This window comes from Ruegeria sp. BHSB058 (genome assembly GCF_059613285.1).
Window position 1 is genome coordinate 1 of the sequence record NZ_JBXWSF010000035.1, and the last position, 17,030, is coordinate 17,030.

21 protein-coding genes are annotated in these 17,030 nt (G+C 60.5%); 14 read left to right on the plus strand and 7 right to left on the minus strand.

The features are described from left to right. The 7 genes from AC2FNB_RS10780 to AC2FNB_RS10810 form a co-directional block, all read left to right on the plus strand. The coding region (locus tag AC2FNB_RS10780) for a cobalamin-dependent protein (RefSeq protein ID WP_496746238.1) at window positions 1-520 on the plus strand (520 nt) is incomplete at its 5' end. Beyond that, on the plus strand, window positions 513-998 hold the full coding sequence (locus AC2FNB_RS10785) for an MAPEG family protein (RefSeq protein ID WP_496746240.1): 486 nt from the start codon (window positions 513-515) through the stop codon (window positions 996-998). The genes AC2FNB_RS10780 and AC2FNB_RS10785, both read left to right, overlap by 8 nt. Window positions 999-1,063: 65 nt before the next feature. Further along, on the plus strand, window positions 1,064-1,666 hold the full coding sequence (locus AC2FNB_RS10790; RefSeq protein WP_496746242.1) for a VOC family protein: 603 nt from the start codon (window positions 1,064-1,066) through the stop codon (window positions 1,664-1,666). After that, the gene (locus AC2FNB_RS10795) at window positions 1,663-2,151 is read left to right on the plus strand and encodes a GNAT family N-acetyltransferase (protein WP_496746244.1); all 489 of its coding nucleotides are present in this window, start codon (window positions 1,663-1,665) and stop codon (window positions 2,149-2,151) included. Before AC2FNB_RS10790 ends, AC2FNB_RS10795 begins: the two co-directional genes overlap by 4 nt. Window positions 2,152-2,196: 45 nt before the next feature. Further along, window positions 2,197-2,877: a TerB family tellurite resistance protein gene (locus AC2FNB_RS10800; protein WP_496746246.1), complete on the plus strand. Its 681-nt coding sequence runs from the start codon at window positions 2,197-2,199 to the stop codon at window positions 2,875-2,877. Between the two features lie 5 nt (window positions 2,878-2,882). Next, complete coding sequence (locus tag AC2FNB_RS10805; protein ID WP_496746248.1) at window positions 2,883-3,896, plus strand: endonuclease/exonuclease/phosphatase family protein; 1,014 nt, start codon at window positions 2,883-2,885, stop codon at window positions 3,894-3,896. Further along, window positions 3,893-4,315 carry a hypothetical protein gene (locus AC2FNB_RS10810; protein WP_480751052.1) on the plus strand — a complete coding sequence of 141 codons (423 nt, stop codon included), beginning with the start codon at window positions 3,893-3,895 and terminating at the stop codon, window positions 4,313-4,315. The genes AC2FNB_RS10805 and AC2FNB_RS10810 overlap by 4 nt, the downstream gene beginning before the upstream one ends. A 7-nt stretch (window positions 4,316-4,322) precedes the next feature. Here the strand turns inward: AC2FNB_RS10810 and AC2FNB_RS10815 are convergent, their stop codons facing one another. The 3 genes from AC2FNB_RS10815 to AC2FNB_RS10825 form a co-directional block, all read right to left on the minus strand. Continuing rightward, window positions 4,323-5,867, minus strand: coding sequence for a Ppx/GppA family phosphatase (locus tag AC2FNB_RS10815; protein WP_480751175.1), 1,545 nt, complete (start codon window positions 5,865-5,867; stop codon window positions 4,323-4,325). Between the two features lie 61 nt (window positions 5,868-5,928). Then, window positions 5,929-6,606 (minus strand): HdaA/DnaA family protein, encoded by a 678-nt coding sequence (locus tag AC2FNB_RS10820; RefSeq protein ID WP_480751051.1) that lies wholly within the window; start codon window positions 6,604-6,606, stop codon window positions 5,929-5,931. Then, entirely contained in the window at window positions 6,607-7,680 is a 1,074-nt protein-coding gene (locus AC2FNB_RS10825; RefSeq protein ID WP_480751050.1) for an AI-2E family transporter, read from the minus strand. Between the two features lie 272 nt (window positions 7,681-7,952). Between AC2FNB_RS10825 and proS the strand changes: the two genes are divergently transcribed. Together proS and AC2FNB_RS10835 are read left to right on the plus strand one after the other, a co-directional pair. Further along, window positions 7,953-9,293: a proline--tRNA ligase gene (gene proS / locus AC2FNB_RS10830; protein WP_496746251.1), complete on the plus strand. Its 1,341-nt coding sequence runs from the start codon at window positions 7,953-7,955 to the stop codon at window positions 9,291-9,293. Further along, a complete protein-coding gene (locus AC2FNB_RS10835) occupies window positions 9,277-10,170 on the plus strand; it encodes a glycosyltransferase family 2 protein (RefSeq protein ID WP_496746252.1) in 894 nt (297 codons plus the stop codon). Before proS ends, AC2FNB_RS10835 begins: the two co-directional genes overlap by 17 nt. 158 nt (window positions 10,171-10,328) lie before the next feature. On the opposite strand, the gene AC2FNB_RS10840 is transcribed toward AC2FNB_RS10835, so the two are convergent. Continuing rightward, entirely contained in the window at window positions 10,329-10,688 is a 360-nt protein-coding gene (locus tag AC2FNB_RS10840) for a hypothetical protein (RefSeq protein WP_496746254.1), read from the minus strand. Between the two features lie 226 nt (window positions 10,689-10,914). Between AC2FNB_RS10840 and AC2FNB_RS10845 the strand changes: the two genes are divergently transcribed. From AC2FNB_RS10845 to AC2FNB_RS10855, 3 genes are all read left to right on the plus strand, one after another. Continuing rightward, a complete protein-coding gene (locus AC2FNB_RS10845; protein WP_496746255.1) occupies window positions 10,915-11,874 on the plus strand; it encodes a DUF6492 family protein in 960 nt (319 codons plus the stop codon). A gap of 84 nt (window positions 11,875-11,958) precedes the next feature. Continuing rightward, window positions 11,959-13,245 (plus strand): ABC transporter permease, encoded by a 1,287-nt coding sequence (locus tag AC2FNB_RS10850; RefSeq protein ID WP_496746258.1) that lies wholly within the window; start codon window positions 11,959-11,961, stop codon window positions 13,243-13,245. Beyond that, window positions 13,238-13,924 carry an ABC transporter ATP-binding protein gene (locus AC2FNB_RS10855; RefSeq protein WP_496746260.1) on the plus strand — a complete coding sequence of 229 codons (687 nt, stop codon included), beginning with the start codon at window positions 13,238-13,240 and terminating at the stop codon, window positions 13,922-13,924. Before AC2FNB_RS10850 ends, AC2FNB_RS10855 begins: the two co-directional genes overlap by 8 nt. Here the strand turns inward: AC2FNB_RS10855 and AC2FNB_RS10860 are convergent. Beyond that, window positions 13,908-14,345 carry a DMT family transporter gene (locus AC2FNB_RS10860; protein WP_480751040.1) on the minus strand — a complete coding sequence of 146 codons (438 nt, stop codon included), beginning with the start codon at window positions 14,343-14,345 and terminating at the stop codon, window positions 13,908-13,910. The two genes, AC2FNB_RS10855 and AC2FNB_RS10860, sit on opposite strands and share 17 nt — an antisense overlap. A 102-nt stretch (window positions 14,346-14,447) precedes the next feature. On the opposite strand from AC2FNB_RS10860, the gene AC2FNB_RS10865 reads away from it, so the two are divergent. Continuing rightward, a complete protein-coding gene (locus AC2FNB_RS10865) occupies window positions 14,448-14,849 on the plus strand; it encodes a c-type cytochrome (RefSeq protein ID WP_496746262.1) in 402 nt (133 codons plus the stop codon). Between the two features lie 70 nt (window positions 14,850-14,919). Further along, on the plus strand, window positions 14,920-15,255 hold the full coding sequence (locus tag AC2FNB_RS10870) for a c-type cytochrome (RefSeq protein WP_480751037.1): 336 nt from the start codon (window positions 14,920-14,922) through the stop codon (window positions 15,253-15,255). Window positions 15,256-15,259: 4 nt separating this feature from the next. Here the strand turns inward: AC2FNB_RS10870 and AC2FNB_RS10875 are convergent, their stop codons facing one another. Both AC2FNB_RS10875 and AC2FNB_RS10880 read right to left on the minus strand, forming a co-directional pair. Next, a complete protein-coding gene (locus AC2FNB_RS10875) occupies window positions 15,260-15,940 on the minus strand; it encodes a hypothetical protein (protein ID WP_480751174.1) in 681 nt (226 codons plus the stop codon). Between the two features lie 42 nt (window positions 15,941-15,982). Then, complete coding sequence (locus AC2FNB_RS10880) at window positions 15,983-16,645, minus strand: DNA-3-methyladenine glycosylase I (RefSeq protein ID WP_496746264.1); 663 nt, start codon at window positions 16,643-16,645, stop codon at window positions 15,983-15,985. Window positions 16,646-17,030 lie beyond the last annotated feature (385 nt).

Consider the following 17,030-nt stretch of genomic DNA (forward strand, 5'->3'; position numbering starts at 1 on the left):
ATTCGGACGTCACCGCGCCGAAGTGAAAACGCTCGCCGGTGTGTATGGCGCAGCTTACGAGGGCGATGAGGGTTTTGCGGCAATCCAGAAAAGCATCGAGGACTTTGCCGAGGCCGAAGGGCGCCGCCCGCGCCTGTTGGTCGTCAAGATGGGGCAGGACGGTCACGACCGCGGCGCCAAGGTCATCGCCACGGCCTTTGCAGATATCGGATTTGATGTGGATGTCGGGCCATTGTTCCAGACTCCGGCCGAGGCGGCGCAGGATGCCATCGACAACGACGTGCATGTGGTCGGCATCTCGTCCCAAGCTGCGGGGCACAAGACGCTGGCGCCGCAACTGGTTGAAGAACTCAAAAAAGCCGGTGCTGAGGATATCATCGTGATCTGCGGTGGCGTGATCCCGCAGCAGGATTATGACTTCCTTCACAAGGCGGGCGTCAAGGCGATCTTTGGCCCGGGTACCAACATTCCCGAAGCGGCACAGGACATCTTGCGTCTGATCCGCGAAGCGCGTGGCTAAGCGCGGAGTCATTTTGATAGGTATGGCGGCGGGTGCCCTGTGGGCACTCGCTGTCGTCATCTTGCTGCCACGGTTGGATTTGCCATTTTTGCCTTTGCCAATGGCCCTGCCGGTTGCGTTTGTTTTGCCGGGGCTGGTTCTCGCCGCCATGATTGGGCGGGCAGCCCAGCGGCGCTTCTTTGATGACGCAATTATTGATGGCGCAGCATTTGTTCCGGATTCCGCCGCCGACATCGACCAGCGGGTGCTGACCAATACGGTGGAACAACTTGTGCTCGCATTGGCGCTCTGGCCGTTTGTCGCCCTTGTTCTTGGCGGGGCCGTTGCCGTCGTGCTCGGTATGTCATTCGCCTTGATGCGCGTAGTGTTCTGGCTGGGCTACCACAGGTCGCCACCCTTACGCGGATTCGGCTTTGCAGGAACTTTCTATCCGACTGTCGTTGCCGCTTTGTGGTCTATATTGGTTTGGTTTGTTTGATGCAGGTATCAGACTGTTGCACGCCGCCCACGAAACGCTAGGGTTCGCCTAAGCGGAGGTAAGTCATGCAACTGGACCACATTGCCGTCGCCGGGGCGACGCTTGAAGATGCGACCGAGCATGTCGAGGCAGCTTTGGGAGTTAAATTGCAGCCGGGCGGGCACCATGACAAGTTCGGAACGTACAACACGCTGCTAGGGCTTGCGAATGGCCTGTACCTGGAGGCTATAGCAATCGATCCCGAAGCGCCCGATCCCGGCAGGTCGCGCTGGTTCGATCTGGACAGGTTTTCCGGTGCACCTCGCCTGACAAACTGGATTTGTCACGTGACCGACATGAATGCGATTCTGGCTCGTATGCCGGACACGGTTGGTATGCCCATGTGGCTGTCGCGCGGTGAACTGCGATGGAAAATGGCCGTTCCTGAATCTGGTGCGCTGCCCTTCGACAACCTGTTTCCGGCGCTCATCGAATGGCAAGGAAACCTGCATCCGTCGGGCATGCTTACGCAAAGTGGCTGTACCCTAAGGCGACTGACCGTGTCTCACCCGCTTGCGGACGATCTTTCCGGCCTTCTCGGGCCACTGAAATGGGTCAACATCGAGCCCGGCGACCCCGGATTGAAGGCCGAGTTCGACACGCCCCACGGAATGCGGATTCTGGAATGACTATCCGCCGTGCAAGTTCCGAAGATGCGTCGGCCATTGCCGACATAACCAATGCCATCATACGGGAGACGTTGATCACGTTTACCTCGGCAGAACGCAGCCCGGAAAGCATTGCGGCAGATATCGGAGCGCGCGGCGAGGGGTATCTGGTGGCGGAGCTGAACAGAAAATGCGTTGGGTTTGCCACCTATGCGCCCTTCCGAAGCGGTCCCGGCTATGCTCATACGCGCGAGCATTCGGTACTGCTTGCCTCAGACGCGCGAGGGCAGGGATTGGGACGCGCTTTGATGGAGCAGCTCGAAATTCAAGCACGGAAGGATGGCGTGCATGTTCTGGTTGCAGGCATCTCCGCCGCAAATCCTTCCGCTATCGCCTTTCACAAGGCGATTGGGTTTTGCGAGGTTGGCCGGATGCCTCAGGTGGGCCGAAAGTGGGGAAAGTGGCTTGATCTGGTGTTGATGCAAAAAATCCTGTCTGGGGTATGATTCGTCGCACCTGACACCGGCTCTCTCGCGGGATAGGGTGGCCTCATGTCGATCTGGACCCGCATAACAGATGCCCTGAGCGCATTGGCGCAGGGGGAAAGTCTTGCCACCGTATTCGAACGGCTGCGCACGCCTCCTGAAAAGTCGGTGGCCTTCACCATTGCTGTCATTGCCCTTGGCGCCAAAATGGCAAAAGCCGACGGGCAGGTGACGCGCGACGAGGTGACGGCGTTTCGGGAAGTCTTCAGAATCGCCCCCGAGGACGAGGCAGGCGCAGCACGCGTGTTCAACATGGCGCGCACAGATGTAGCGGGCTTTCAGGACTATGCGCGAAACATACAAAAGATGTTCTCCGAAGACAGCACCACGCTCTGCGACTTGATGGAAGGGTTGTTCCACATCGCCTTGGCCGACGGGTTCTATCACCCTGGCGAGAACGAGTTTCTCGAAGAGGTCAGCCGGATATTCGGGCAAACAGACGCCCAATTCAAAGCCCTGCGCGCCCGTTTCGTTCCAGATGCGCCGACCGACCCCTACACAGTCCTTGGTGTTCCCTCCGACATGCCGCTGGCGGAAATCCGAAAGGTATGGCGACAGCTTGTGCGCGACACGCACCCGGATGCTATGATGGCCCGCGGTGTTCCGGAAGAGGCGGTGCGACTGGCCGAGAAGAAGATGATTGATATCAATCGCGCCTGGGACGAGATCAACGGCGCAAGGGCTTAAAAACGATGCGGTTGGCGACCTATAACGTGGAATGGTTCGCCAATCTCTTTGACAGGGATGACCATCTGATCGTTGATGACAGCTGGTCGGGACGGCACGACGTGACCAAGGCTCAGCAGGTCGAGGCCGTGGCCAAGGTGATGACAGCGATGGACGCTGATGCCATCCTTGTTGTCGAAGCTCCGAACACCGGTCGAACGCAGAATACCGTGCGTGCCCTGCAGGAGTTTGCCGCAACTTTCGATCTTCGGACCCAACGCGCGGTCATGGGATTTGCCAACGAAACGCATCAGGAATTGGCTTTGCTTTATGATCCCGATGCATTGCAAGCGCGACATGACCCGAAAGGAGAGGAGACCGGCAAGAAAGGCAGCACGGAGGCCCCCCGCTTTGACAGTGTTTTCCGGATCGACCTCGACATTGACGCCACCCAAGATCTGATCCGGTTTTCCAAACCTCCCATCGAACTTGCAATCCGAACCAAGGCGGGCAATGACCTGCGGCTGATCGGCGCACACCTGAAATCCAAAGCACCCCATGGCGCACAAAGGCGCGACGAGGCAATACAGATTTCTATCGCAAACCGGCGCAAGCAACTGGCCCAGGCGATCTGGCTTAAGCAGCGTATTGAACAGCATCTGGATGCTTGCGATGAGGTCATCTTGCTGGGCGACATGAACGACGGTCCGGGGTTGGATGAATTCGAACACCTTTTTGGTCGTTCTTCGGTCGAGATTCTTCTGGACGCCGGGTTGTTCGACCCCCATGCGGCCAAGGCGAGCCAACTAAGGCCGGGGGCGGTTCCTGCGACGGCACGGTTCCAGATGCCGGGCGACGGGCGCTTTCTTCAGGCTCTGCTCGACTACATCATGATCAGCCCCGGCCTGCGAGACAAAGACCCGGTTTGGCGTATCTGGCATCCATTTGACGATCCAGATTGCTGGAACGTTCCGGAGCTCCGCGATGCCTTGCTAACCGCATCCGATCATTTCCCCGTGACATTGGATATTCAGATATGACCTTTGAACGCATGGATGGCGCGCCCTATATTCACTGGATGCGATCTGTCCTTGTCATCACCGCAATTGTCCTGGCGCCGGTTCCTGTGCTTGCCGAAGAAGAGACCGGAAAATCACTGATGGAGCAGGGGGCTGAACTGTTCTTTGAAGGGTTGAGGAAAGAGATGGAGCCGACACTGGACAATCTGCGTGACCTGACACAGCAGCTTGGCCCCTCTATGCGATCCTTCATGGAAGAGATGGGCCCGGCACTTGCCGATCTGGCGCGCAACATTCAGGATTGGAGTGTTTACGAAGTGCCCGAAATGCTGCCGAACGGAGACATCATCATACGCAGAAAACCACAGTCCGAGACCCCTGAGGAAGAACAGGAACCGCCGCAGGACAAAACGGCCCCCGGTCCGGAAATCGACATCTGAGAAAGGTTCAGTCTTTAACGATGATGCGGACCTTGGCACTCAGCGCCTCGGCCAGTGAATCGAGTCTCGCAGCGGCAATTTCGCTGAAAAGCGGCACGGTTTCCTTGGGCAGCACAAGCTCAAGCTCCAGCTTTTTCGGATAAAACCTGAGTTGCCCCATTCTCACCTCGTGCTGCATCCAAAGCATGGCCCCGAACCGCATCGCCTTGCCCAAAATCTCGGCCTGTTTTTGACCCTTTTCATCCAGAAGAGCGTATAGCGGGTCGAATTGAGCCTTGTCGCGTTTGTTGCGGTAGCGGTGCTGCAACGCGAGGCCGATGAATATCCGTTCAGAGTGCTTCAGACCGCCAAGGTTTGCGCGTGTGACGTTGTCGAAGCAAATCTCGGCCCGATAGTCGGGATGCGCCCGCCAGGACACGTCATGCAGAAGACATGCCGCCTTGATCAGCCTGACTCTGGCAGGCGGCACCGATTTGAACAGGGGCATCACGAATTCGAACAGGTACTTGCCAAAACCGGGCAGGCGGGCGTCTTTGGATTCCGCGAAATAGCTCGCCTCAATCAGTGGATCGCGGTCGCGCAGGCGTTGCGGCATCTGTTCATAAAGCAGACCCTCGCGGATTCCATAGCTGGAAATGGCGATATCCTTGGGCTTGAAGGTGCGGATCAGGCGGGCAAGAACGTCCATTGCATAGGGGACCAGCGCCATGCGCGAGCCGGAAACGCCCGCCTTTGCACGCAGCTTTTCCGGGTCTGAGTTTTCGATGAACTTGATGGTGGCGCGCACCTGTTTGGTGCTCATTCGGTATTCATGCAGAACCTTCAACGGGTAACCGCGCCGCGCCATGTCGATCCGGGCAAAAGCGCGCCAACTGCCACCAACCAGAAACAGGCGGTCCCGTTGTGGGCCTAACTGATCTCGCAGCTGTTCCATCACCTGCTTGATGTGGTCCTTGCGGCCGCGACGTCCGCCCTTGATATCACGCAGCTTCAGAGGCCCAAGCGGAGAGGTAAGGCGGCGACCGACTTTTCCGCCGCCGATCTCGGCCAACTCCATGGACGAGCCGCCCATGTCGCAGATCAGTCCATAGGCGCCGGGCCAACCCAGCAAAACGCCCTGCGCAGACAGCCGGGCCTCTTCCTCGCCGTTGATGACCTCGATGTTCAGGCCGGTTTCCCGCTGGACCTCGGCGCAAAACTCTGGCCCGTCCTCGGCTTCGCGGACCGCAGCGGTGGCAACGACGTGCAAGGGCGGCATGTCCAGATCGCGCGACAGGTGTTTGAACCGACGCAAGGCCGCAAGGGCGCGGGTTCGGCCTTCAGGGTTCAGGCGTCCGGATTCCGACAGGCCTGCACCCAACGCGCACATTACCTTTTCGTTGTAGAAATACGCGGGCGACCTGGCCGCGCCATCGAACACGACCATCCGGACCGAGTTCGACCCGACGTCAACGACCCCAACGCGCGACAAGGCGCGTGCGCTTGGGTCGTCGAACAGGGGCCTTCCGAAGGGTCCCCAATCTGGCGCGGTGGTTGCGATTGGTTTTTCCATCTCTCCCCCGGTCATGGCGTCGGCAGGATGCGAAATCGCCGGGATAGGGTCAATTGCAGGATCATCCTTGGCCTGCGTCATAGTTGAGCACCCTGACAGCCAGGGCGCGCGTGATTTCGCGTTTTTCTGCCAGTGCGAGGCGGTCAAGCTGGTCTACCACTTCAGAAGCGGATGCGAACCGGCGGTCCATGTGTTTGACGAGATACGATATGACATCGGGGCCGGGATTGAGCTGGCGGTCGACAAAGAGCTTGGCCAGAACCGCGCCCAAGAGTGCGTCGTCGGGCGGATCAAGCGCCACGTGATGCGCACCTTGGATGCGACTTTGCAGATCGGCCAGCGGCAGTGCCCACAAGACAGGGGGCAAACGGCCAGTCATCAAGAGCGACCTGCCTTCGGCCAGAGCCAGATTGTGCAGGTGGAACAGCGTTTTCTGACACTCGATGTCACTAGCAATATCAGGCACGTCCTCGACGGCAACAGGGTGCTGCGCCAGTTCCGGCACCTCTTCGTGCCGCAGGTCAGATGCGTGAACGATGCGCGCGCCTCTCTCGCCGGCCCAGACATGCGCCAGATGGGTTTTGCCCGCCCCTTCAGGCCCGGTCAGTACCAGTTTGTTTCCCGGCCAGGTCGAGGCGGAGATCATCGCAACCGCCAGTGCATTTGCTGGCGAGACAAAGAAATCCTCGCGCCCCAGTGCCGTCTTGGCCGGGAGGTCAAAGCTGAGTTGCTCGGCCATTCAGTCGTCGTCCTGATCCTGTGCGGTCAGCCCCAGATAAAGGCGACTTGTCAGATATTGTCCCGCGCCGAAACGTGCAAGCACCCCAAGTGCAGCGGCAACCGGAACCGCGATCAGCATCCCGACAAAGCCGAAGAGTGCGCCGAATACCGAAAGCGCCAGCAGAAGCCACACAGGATGCAGGCCGACTGAACTGCCCACGAGTTTCGGGGTCAGAAAATTGCCCTCGGCAATCTGGCCGGCAGCAAAGATGCCCGCAACCAACCCGATTGAGGCCCAGTCGCCCCAGAACTGAAACAGGGCCAGCCCGATGGCTAAAGACCCGCCGATCAGCGCCCCCAGATATGGGATGAAGGTCACAAGCCCTGCGATGAATCCTACGATCAGCCCGAATTGCAGCCCGACAATCATGAGAGCAACAGCATAATAGGTGCCAAGAATCAGGCACACCGTCCCCATCCCGCGCACGAACGAGGCCAGAACCTGATCGATTTCTCTCGCGAGCCGCCTGATCACGGGGGCGTGGTCCATCGGCAAAAGCTGGTCTATGCGCTCGATCATTCGATCCCAGTCAAGCAGCAAATAGACCGCCACCACTGGCACGATGACCAGCAGGATAACTACATTGATCGCCGAGCCGAGCGACGCCACCACGGTTTGCAGCACATCGCCGGTCTTGGATTTCAGGGTCTCACCGACTGAGACGAGAAACTGGTGGGTATTGGAATGTTGGTCGAGCAGCGAGGGAAACTGTTTTTCAATGAAACTGCGCAGATCTTTGAATAGCGACGGCAAAATCTCGACCAGATCGATCAGCTGCGTGATCAACGCTGGAACCACCATCAGAAACATCAAAACAAAAACCAGCACCGACAAAATCGTTATGGCCGCCGTTGCAGCCGACCGTGACAACCCCATACGTTCCAGCCGGTCGGCAACCGGATCAAGGAAGTAGGCGATGGCTCCCCCGATCACGAATGGCAACAGCACGTCGCCCAGCAACCACAAAGCTGCGACAAAAACCACCGCTGCAATGCCCCAGTATCTGAGTTGGTCCCTGACGGGCAAAGCCATGGTTTTGTTCCCGTTACCGCTTTCCTTCTTCAGTTCTTGGCCGATGCGTGGGTTTGATGCAACCCGTTCCTTGGCTACGGGTAATTACCCTAAGGCAATGTCGCACATTGCTCTGCCTGCCAAATTGAACGGTGGTGAAGCATGAAGCAGAATGCAAAATCTGTGAATTCCTACACCTTGACGATCCGCAAGCCGCAATGACGTGCTGCCTTGCCTCGGGTTTGTGGATCGCGTAGAGCGTTCGGGCTTTCGCTTGCCAAAGAGGATTGCCTATGCGTCTGTCCCGCTATTTCCTGCCTGTTCTCAAGGAAAACCCGTCCGAGGCCCAAATCGTCAGCCATCGCCTGATGCTGCGGGCAGGGATGATTAAGCAGGCCGCCGCCGGTATCTATTCCTGGCTGCCGCTTGGCTTCAAGGTTCTGCGCAAACTGGAAAACATCGTGCATGAAGAGCAGGCGCGGGCAGGGCATATCGCCATCCAGATGCCGATCCTGCAATCGGCGGATCTGTGGCGCGAGTCCGGGCGATATGATGACTACGGCCAGGAAATGCTGCGGATGCAGGATCGGCACGGACGCGACATGCTATATACGCCGACGGCCGAGGAACTGGTGACCGATATCTTCCGTGGCCACGTAAGCAGCTACAAGGACCTGCCGCTGACGCTTTATCAGATTCAGTGGAAATTCCGCGACGAAATCCGCCCGCGCTTCGGTGTGATGCGGGGGCGCGAATTCCTGATGAAGGATGGCTACAACTTTGACCTGACCAAAGAGGATGCGCTGCACGCCTATAACCGCCATCTCGTCAGCTATCTGCGCACCTACGAGCGCATGGGCCTGCAGGCCATCCCGATGCGTGCTGACTCGGGGCCGATCGGTGGGGACGATACTCATGAATTCCTGGTGCTGGCCGAAACCGGTGAATCCGAGGTGTTCTATGACAGCCAGGTCACCGATATTCGGCTGGGGCAGCGCGAGATCGACTATGACGACAAGGCCCAGTGTCAGGCGGTGCTGGAGGAGTTTACTTCGCTCTATGCCCGGACCGATGAAACCCATGACGAGGCGCTGTTCAACCAGATCCCCGAAGGGCGCCGGCGGTCGGCGCGGGGGATCGAGGTGGGGCAGATCTTCTATTTCGGTACCAAGTATTCCGAGCCGATGGGGGCAACTGTACAAGGCCCCGACGGAAAATCGGTGCCGGTACATATGGGCAGCCACGGCATCGGTGTCAGCCGCCTGATCGGCGCGATCATCGAGGCCAGCCACGACGACAAGGGCATCATCTGGCCCGAAGGCGTGACGCCGTTCCATTGCGGTATCGTCAACCTGAAACAGGGCGATGACGAGGCCGACGCGGCCTGTGAAAAACTCTATGGGGCGTTGACGCATCTGGGTCTTGACCCGCTTTACGATGACCGCAACGAGCGGGCGGGCGGCAAGTTCGCCACCATGGACCTGATCGGCTTGCCGTGGCGGATCACGGTCGGGCCTCGCGGGCTCAAGAACGGGGTGGTGGAACTCACCTGTCGCCGCACCGGGGAAAGCGAGGAGCTGAGCCCGGAACAGGCGGTCACCAAGCTTGCGGGCATTTATGAAGGCATTGCCTGAGCAAAGTGACGGGCCGCTGATCTCGGTGATCACGGCCACGTACAACCTGCTGTCCCAGGGGCGCGGCGACAGTTTTCGCGAGGTTGTCGCATGCCTGAGGCGGCAGGATTGTGCCCGGTTCGAGCATGTGATCCAGGACGGGGCCTCGACCGATGGTACAATCGACTTCATTCGGGAGTACACCCGAATTGACCGGTTTGTACGCATTCAAAGCACCCAAGATGCCGGATTGTACGACGCCATGAACCGCGCCGTTGCGGCGGCGCGGGGGGATTATGTGCTGTTTCTGAACTCGGATGACGCGCTGGCCTCGGACGATGTACTGAATGCGGCGGCTGACGCGTTGGAGGCTTCGCGGCCGGATTTCCTGTTTGGCGCGACGGCACAGCAGATGGGCGCGGGCGGGGTTCACATCCAGAACCGGATGTCGCTGAAGGCTGTGTTGCAGCGGATGCCGTTCTGCCACAACTCGGTGTTCATCCGCCGCGAGGTGTTTCTGGCACTGGGCGGGCATGACCTGAGTTTTCCGGTGGCGGCAGATTACGACATGATGCTGCGGATGATCGCAGCGGGATATCGCGGCGAGCGGCTGGAGCATCCGGTATCGTTGTTCTGGACCCGGGGAGTGTCGGGAGACGATGAGCGGACCGCGCAGGATTATGCAAGGATCTGGATGAAGTTCTTTGACGGGTATTCCTCGGCCAAGGGACTGACTGTTGAGGATTTTGCAAGGTTCTACAAGCGGGGGCACATGCCGGCGGCCCTGGTGCTGGACGTCTTGCGGCGGCGGGGGCAATCGGAGGCGCTGCGCGCGGCGGCGCGGCACAGTCTGTTCAAGACCATCCGGCGCAATTTGCAGCCCTGGCGGAAATTCTGAGCCTTGCGGATTTCGGATTGAGCGCCTTCGGCGCGCTCTTTTCGATCTTGGATTGAGGGACGCTGTCCCTCAAACTCTCTGGGGTACTTGCAACCAGAAAGAAGCAGCGAACCCCGAGCGGTAACCGCAGCGGGGTTGCCTTGGCGTGTCGCCGACGCTCAGGACGGATGCGCCGGTCGCGCGGCGATCAGATCGCCATCTGCGTTGCTGCCGGGCAGGGCCACGACGATGGGGCGACCGAACCGCCGCACCAGATCGCGTAATTCGATGCCGAGAAAACGCAGCCCACAGATCCTGCAGCCGGTTGTCCGGTCGGTGATGCAGAGCCGACCCTGCCGGAAAACCAGCCGGTAACCCTTGGCGCGCAACGTGTCCCTGAGTGTTGTCCAACTGGCGGCGTTTTCGAAATCCGGTCGGATCGCCGCGCGAAGAAGGGCGGCGGTTTCGCAATCCAGTTGAGTTGAGGCGTGGTTCGGCCCCGATGGGCCTACGGGTTGAATTCGTTCTTCATAACTCATGAGCGTCTCCCGCTCTAAACTCATTAATCCCCCGGAGCAGGGTGTCAAAATTTCCCTATCCGGTCAAACAGTGAAATAAAATTACTCGAGGAGCGTTGCATTTGGAAGTCAGTTAGCGCAACCGGAAACGAATTGTTTGTGTTCTGGGGACAATCCTTGGCGCCTGATTGGCCGGGCATTTGCGGTGACACTTGAATTGTCGCGCCTGACGCTGCAGGTGTGAAAGGTGAACAGAGCGGCGTCGCGCGCCGGTTGCAATGGATACGGGCAGAACGGCATGGCGATGAGTTTCGTGACGGTGGTCTATTCGCGAGACTACCCATTGCTGGAGCTTCAGGCCCTGTCGATGGCCCGGTTTCTGGACACAGGTCAGGTCGGTTCGATCCAGGTCGTGATGAACGATTGCAACGAGGCCGTGCTTGAACGGGCGCTGGAGCCATTGCTGGCCGCCTATGGTCCCTTGGCGGCCAAACTGCGTATTCTGCGCGGGGATGACCTGTTGCGTGAGGGCTGGCGGGGCAACGACGGCTATCGTATGCAGCAGGCGCTTAATCTGGCGGCGGCGGCGCGGGCACCATGCGAGCGAGTGGTTATTCTGGACACTCAGAACCTGTTCCTGCGTCCGGTGACGGCAGAGGATTTCTTTACCAGCGACGTCAGGGGCAAACTGACATTCCTTCGGCCCGAAAACGAGTGTCACCGGGCGTGGTGGCGCGAGAGCCTGAATGCGCTGGGCATGCAGGCGGCAAATCCGGACACTGTCCGGACAACGACATTTTCGACGCCGTTTCCGGTCAGGCGTCAATTGGCGCAGGATCTGTGCAGGGATATCGAGGCGCGGTACCATTCGGTGCAGGGCCTGTTCGCGTCGCGGCGCAACCTGTCGGAGTTCATGTTGCTGAACGCCTTTTGCCTGAGGGAATATGGCGATATCCGCGCCGGGTTCGAGGAAACCATGCGCCGGAATGCGGAGCTTTGGCCGACCAATTCGCCCGAGCAGGTGGCGGCGGAGATCGATCGGCTGGAACGGGTGGAAACCTTGTCCTTTGGGCTGGACACCCGGGCCTTTGCGGCCTTGTCCGAGGATATGCGAGCGCGTGTCTTTGCCGCGCTCGAGGCGCGGGGAATTTGTGACCGGGATACGGCGCAGAAGGTCCTGGCGCGGGTATCGGCAGTATCCGGCTGACAACATTGCGCCCTGCGCAAACTCTTCCCTTGACCATTGGCTGTGATCGAACGAGGGTCCGGCACGCAAACCCGCGGAGATTTCATGACCGGCACCCCACCTCCTTTTGCGCCATTCGAATGGAAGATCGCCTGGCGGTATCTGCGCGCCCGGCGGGCCGAGGGCGGGGTCAGCGTGATGACCTGGATCTCGTTGATCGGCATCACGCTGGCGGTGTTCGCGCTGATTGCGACGCTGGCGGTTCGGTCGGGGTTCCGGTCGGAGTTCGTCGGCACCATTCTGGGGGCGAACGCGCATGTCACCCTGTACAGCGCAGGCGAGATCGATGCGCAGGGGCGGGTGGACCGCACGATCAAGGAATTTGACGCGATTGCGCAGCGGGTGGCGCAGGTTCCAGGCGTCGTCAGCGCGGCGCCGCTGGTCAAAGGTGAAGTGCTGATTACCAATCGCGAGGCAAGTTCGGGTGTCCAGATATTCGGCATTCGCAAGGATGACCTGCTGAAGCTGCCGGGGATTGCACAAAGTGAGGATGCGTATGGCGATCTTGCCCGGTTCGATGAAGGCATCGCCATCGGCTCGGGCGTGGCACGCGCCATCGGTGCAACGGTTGGCGACCGGGTCAAGCTGACCTCGCCCAACGGGGTCAGGACGGCGTTCGGGGTGTCGCCTCGTGTGAACGCCTATGAGGTTGTCTATGTGTTTTCGGCGGGGCGGTATGACATAGACCGGACGCGGGCCTATCTGCCATTTGGCGAGGCGCAAAAATTCTTTAACCGCGAAGAGTTGGCGGATGAAATTGAAGTGATTGTCGAAGCCCCGGAAGAGTTGGATCCGATGATCCTGCCGCTCTATGATGCTGCCGGAGAGCGGATGCAGATCTGGACGTGGAAGGATTCCTCGGGCGGGTTCCTGCGGGCTTTGGAGGTTGAGGACAACGTTATGTTCATCATCCTGTCGATCCTGGTGCTGATCGCGGCGATGAATATCGTGTCGGGCCTGATCATGCTGGTCAAGAACAAGGGGCGCGATATCGGCATCCTGCGCACCATCGGGTTGAGCGAGGGTTCGGTGCTGCGGGTTTTTTTCATCTGCGGGGCGTTCACGGGGATGATCGGCACCGCGATGGGAGTGATCCTGGGGTGCCTGTTCGCGCTGTATATCGATCCGATCTTTTCCTTTGTGAACTTCGCGATGGGCGGCGGGGTCTGGGACCCGGCGATCCGGGGGATATACGCGCTGCCGGCCGAGTTGCATCTGGGGGATGTACTTAAGGCGGTGGGGCTGTCGCTGGGGCTGTCGTTTTTCGTCACCTATTTCCCGGCCCGCCGTGCGGCGCGGCTGAATCCGGTCGAGGCGTTGCGCTATGAATGACGTGACTTTGCGGCTGGACGGCCTGACCAAGACTTATCTGCAGGGCACGCCGGGTGAGGTGCAGGTTCTGCGCGGTGCCGATCTGGAGTTGCGCGCGGGCGAGGCGGTGGCGCTGGTGGCGCCGTCGGGGGCGGGCAAGTCGACGCTTTTGCATATTGCCGGGCTGCTCGATACGCCGGACACCGGGACGGTCGAGGTCGCGGGCCAGGCGGCCAGCGGCAAGGGCGACCGGACGCGCACGGCGATCCGGCGGCGGGATGTCGGGTTCGTCTATCAGTTCCACCATCTGCTGCCCGAGTTCACGGCGCTGGAAAACATCACCTTGCCGCAGCTGGCAAACGGCGTGTCCGAAAAGGATGCTGAGGCGCGGGCGATGGATCTGCTGGGGCGCGTCGGCGTGGCGGGGCGTGCGGGGCATCGCCCGGCAGCTTTGTCCGGGGGCGAGCAGCAGCGGGTGGCCTTTTGCCGCGCGCTGGCGAATGCGCCGCGGGTGTTGCTGGCGGACGAGCCGACGGGCAACCTGGACCCCGAGACCTCGGATCAGGTGTTCGACGCGCTGATGGATCTGGTGCGCGGCAATGGGTTGTCCGCGCTGATCGCGACGCACAACATGGACCTGGCCGCACGGATGGATCGCGTCGTGCGGCTGGAGGCGGGCGTTCTCAGGCCAGCTGAGTGATCGCAACGCCAATGGCCATGACCGCGATACCGCCAGCGCGCATCAGGGTCAGTGGGGTGACCTGTGCGCCGAACAGGCCATAGTGATCGATGGCGGCGGTGCTGAGCAATTGCCCGAGCAGCACGAAGAACACCGCATTGCCGACGCCGAAATGCGGCGCGACATGGGTGATGGACAGCACGTAGAAGGCCACCAGCAGGCCGCCAAGCAGCAGGTGTTTGGGGCTGGAGGCGACCTTGGCCAGCGCCTGCGGGCCTGGGAACAGCAGCATGACCAGCGCCGAGGCGCCAAGGGCCACGGCAAAAAGAACGACCGCGGCAGCGGTTGGCGAGCCGATCAGCTTGCCCAAAGCGGCGTTCAGTGCGGCGAGGATCGGGATACCGATCCCTGCGGCCAACATGATTGCTGCGTATTGTGTCATGCCCGAATCCCTTCTGCCCGTAAATCGTTGATCTGGATCATTGTGATACTCCCGGTTGTGGGCAAGCCTGCAATTGCGCAGATCAGATGTGGAGAGGGATCGATGAGGACAGTTCTTGGATATGCAATGGCCGCAGGTATTGCCCTGGCAGCGCCTGTCGCGGCGCAGGATGCCGAACGCGGGGCCGAAATCTATCGCCACCATTGCGCCACCTGTCACGGCATCGAGGCGACGGGGCACGGGCCAATGGCCGGGGTTCTGATCATCCAGCCGGTAGACCTGACCGCCTTGCAGGGCGCGGACGGCGAGTTTCCGACCGAGCGCGTGGTGCGCCGCATCGACGGGCGCGACCCGCTGGTCAGCCACGGCAGCCCGATGCCGGTTTACGGCCCCTATTTCGAGGGTAGTGACGTGGCGATCAAGACGCCTGCCGGGCAGCCGATCCTGACCAGCGAGCCGATTGCCGATCTGGTCGCGTATCTGAAAACACTGCAGGGTAGCTAAGAGCATGCGTATCACGGGCATTGGATTGGCAGGGGTTTTGATTCTGGCCGCCTGCACACCGGAGCCAAGGATGCCGACGCCGTCCGAGGGCGAGGCGATTTTTGCCGCCAACTGCACGGCCTGCCACGATTACGACGGGCGGGGCGGGACACTGGCCGAAGGCCAGGTCGCGCCCGATCTGACGCGCATTGCGGAGCGCAATGGCGGGACGTTCCCGCGCGCCGAGGTGATGTCGCAGATCGATGGTTACGGGCGTGGCAGGGTGTCGCCCGACATCATGCCGGAATTCGGCGGGCTGCTGGAGGGAGAGCTGGTGCCGGTCGAAGTGAATGGGGTGCTGACGCCCACGCCGCGCCCGTTGGCCGCCTTGCTGGCCTATCTGGAAAGCATTCAGGTCAGCGGCTGAACGATCAGTCGCAGATGCCCTGAATTTCCGCGCCGCTCCACGGAATGACCACGTCGGTTTCGCGCGATTGCGGCAGATCGGCCACCTGCATCGACTGGCTGAGCATGGCGTGCAGGCGTTTGGTGCGCTGTGCCCCGGGTGCGAGGGCGCGGCAGCAGACATATTCCTCGATGATCGCGCCTTGCTGTTCGAACCCGTAGCTGAGGAAATCGGCAGGCCCGTCGAGGTCGAACAGGTAAGGATCGTCATCCCCACCATGTTCCGCGGCGGCGCGCAGCGGGTGATATCCGGTTTCGCGGCGGTTCTGCCATTGCCAGACATGGGTCAGTTCATGGGCCAGCAGCATGGCGGCCACCAGGTTGAGGCTGTCGGGATATTCGCTCATGTAATCGTCAAGGTACCAGTCACGGGTAAAATAGACCTTGTTGAACAGGGCCACGGCGGCGGGTTTGCTGGTTACGATCTCTTCCTTGAGGGGCGGCAGGATGCGCTCGCGGCAGGTCACGCGCGGGCGCTGGTTGCGCCGGAAGGTCACCGCCGCCACTGGCGCGCCTTCGACCAGGCGCACACGGTCGAGGTTGAGGCTTTCGCCATGAACACGGGCGGCAAAGTCGCGTTCGGTGTCGGTCAGGGGGCGACCGCAGGCGGCAAACAGAAGAAGGACAAGAAACGCGCGTAAAACCATGATTTCGAGAGTAGCCCGCATTCGGTCTGCCGCAAGACGTTTTCACAGGCTCATGGCCAGAACCCGGCTGATTTCGGTCAGTGACCGGCCGGATTGATCCATCCATTTGTTGAACGCGTCCTGCGTCGCGGCCAGTGCCTTTTTCGAGGTGGGCGTCTTGTCGACCACGCCTTCGGCCACCAGTCGGGCGGTAACATCACGGGACAGGATGAAACTGTCGCGCCCGACAAAACGCATGGCATATTGCGCGGTGGCGCCGCCCAGACGCGAGCCGCGTTTGCCCAGCATGGCGAGCAGCCCGACATAGTCGGTCGAGGGCCAGCCGCCCAGAACCGTGCCCGCGCCGCCCTGTTCACGAAGCTCCATCAGAAAGGCGGCGTTGTCGCGAACCGTGGCGATCTTGGTGCCGTTGCGCACGATGCGGGTATCCTGCAGCAGCGCGTCGAATTTTTCATCGTCCATGAAGGCGCAGCGGCCCACGTCGAAGCCGTCGAACGCGGTTTCGAACCCGTCCCATTTGGCTTCGATGACCTTCCAGTTGAACCCGGCCTGAAACACGCATTTGGTGATGGTCGACAGCCACCTGTCCTCGGGCAAGGCGGCCAGCTCGGCAGCCGATTTGGGTTTGACCAGTTTTTCGTTCAGCGCATCCGGGCCGCCGTGCCGGTCGGCGGCGAGTTGAAATATCTCGTCGAAATGGTGCATGTCGGCATCCTCCTGCGTCAGAGTGGTTCCTTTCGCTTTGCCTTGGCAAGCGGAAATCATGCGCTTGTTCGGGTGTCATATGTTCCTCCGCCGTTGAGGGGAGCTTATCGGGGCGCAAGAGCGCTGCCAAGAACTGCTGTCCGAGCGGATCTTGGGGTGCCGGGATCACGGGAAGGTGAGATTCGTGATTGACTGGTCAATCAATAACCGGCAAGACTAGGATCATGGAGAGACCAGACCGGGGTGCAGGTCCGGAATGGAGGGGAGGAAACGGTGCCGGGGCGTGGTCGTCTTTGGCGCGATGGGGTTTGAACTTTTCCGGGTTTCCATATTGCAGTGCGCCGAGAGTTGTCGGCAATATGAGACCTTGGAATATGAACGGTCG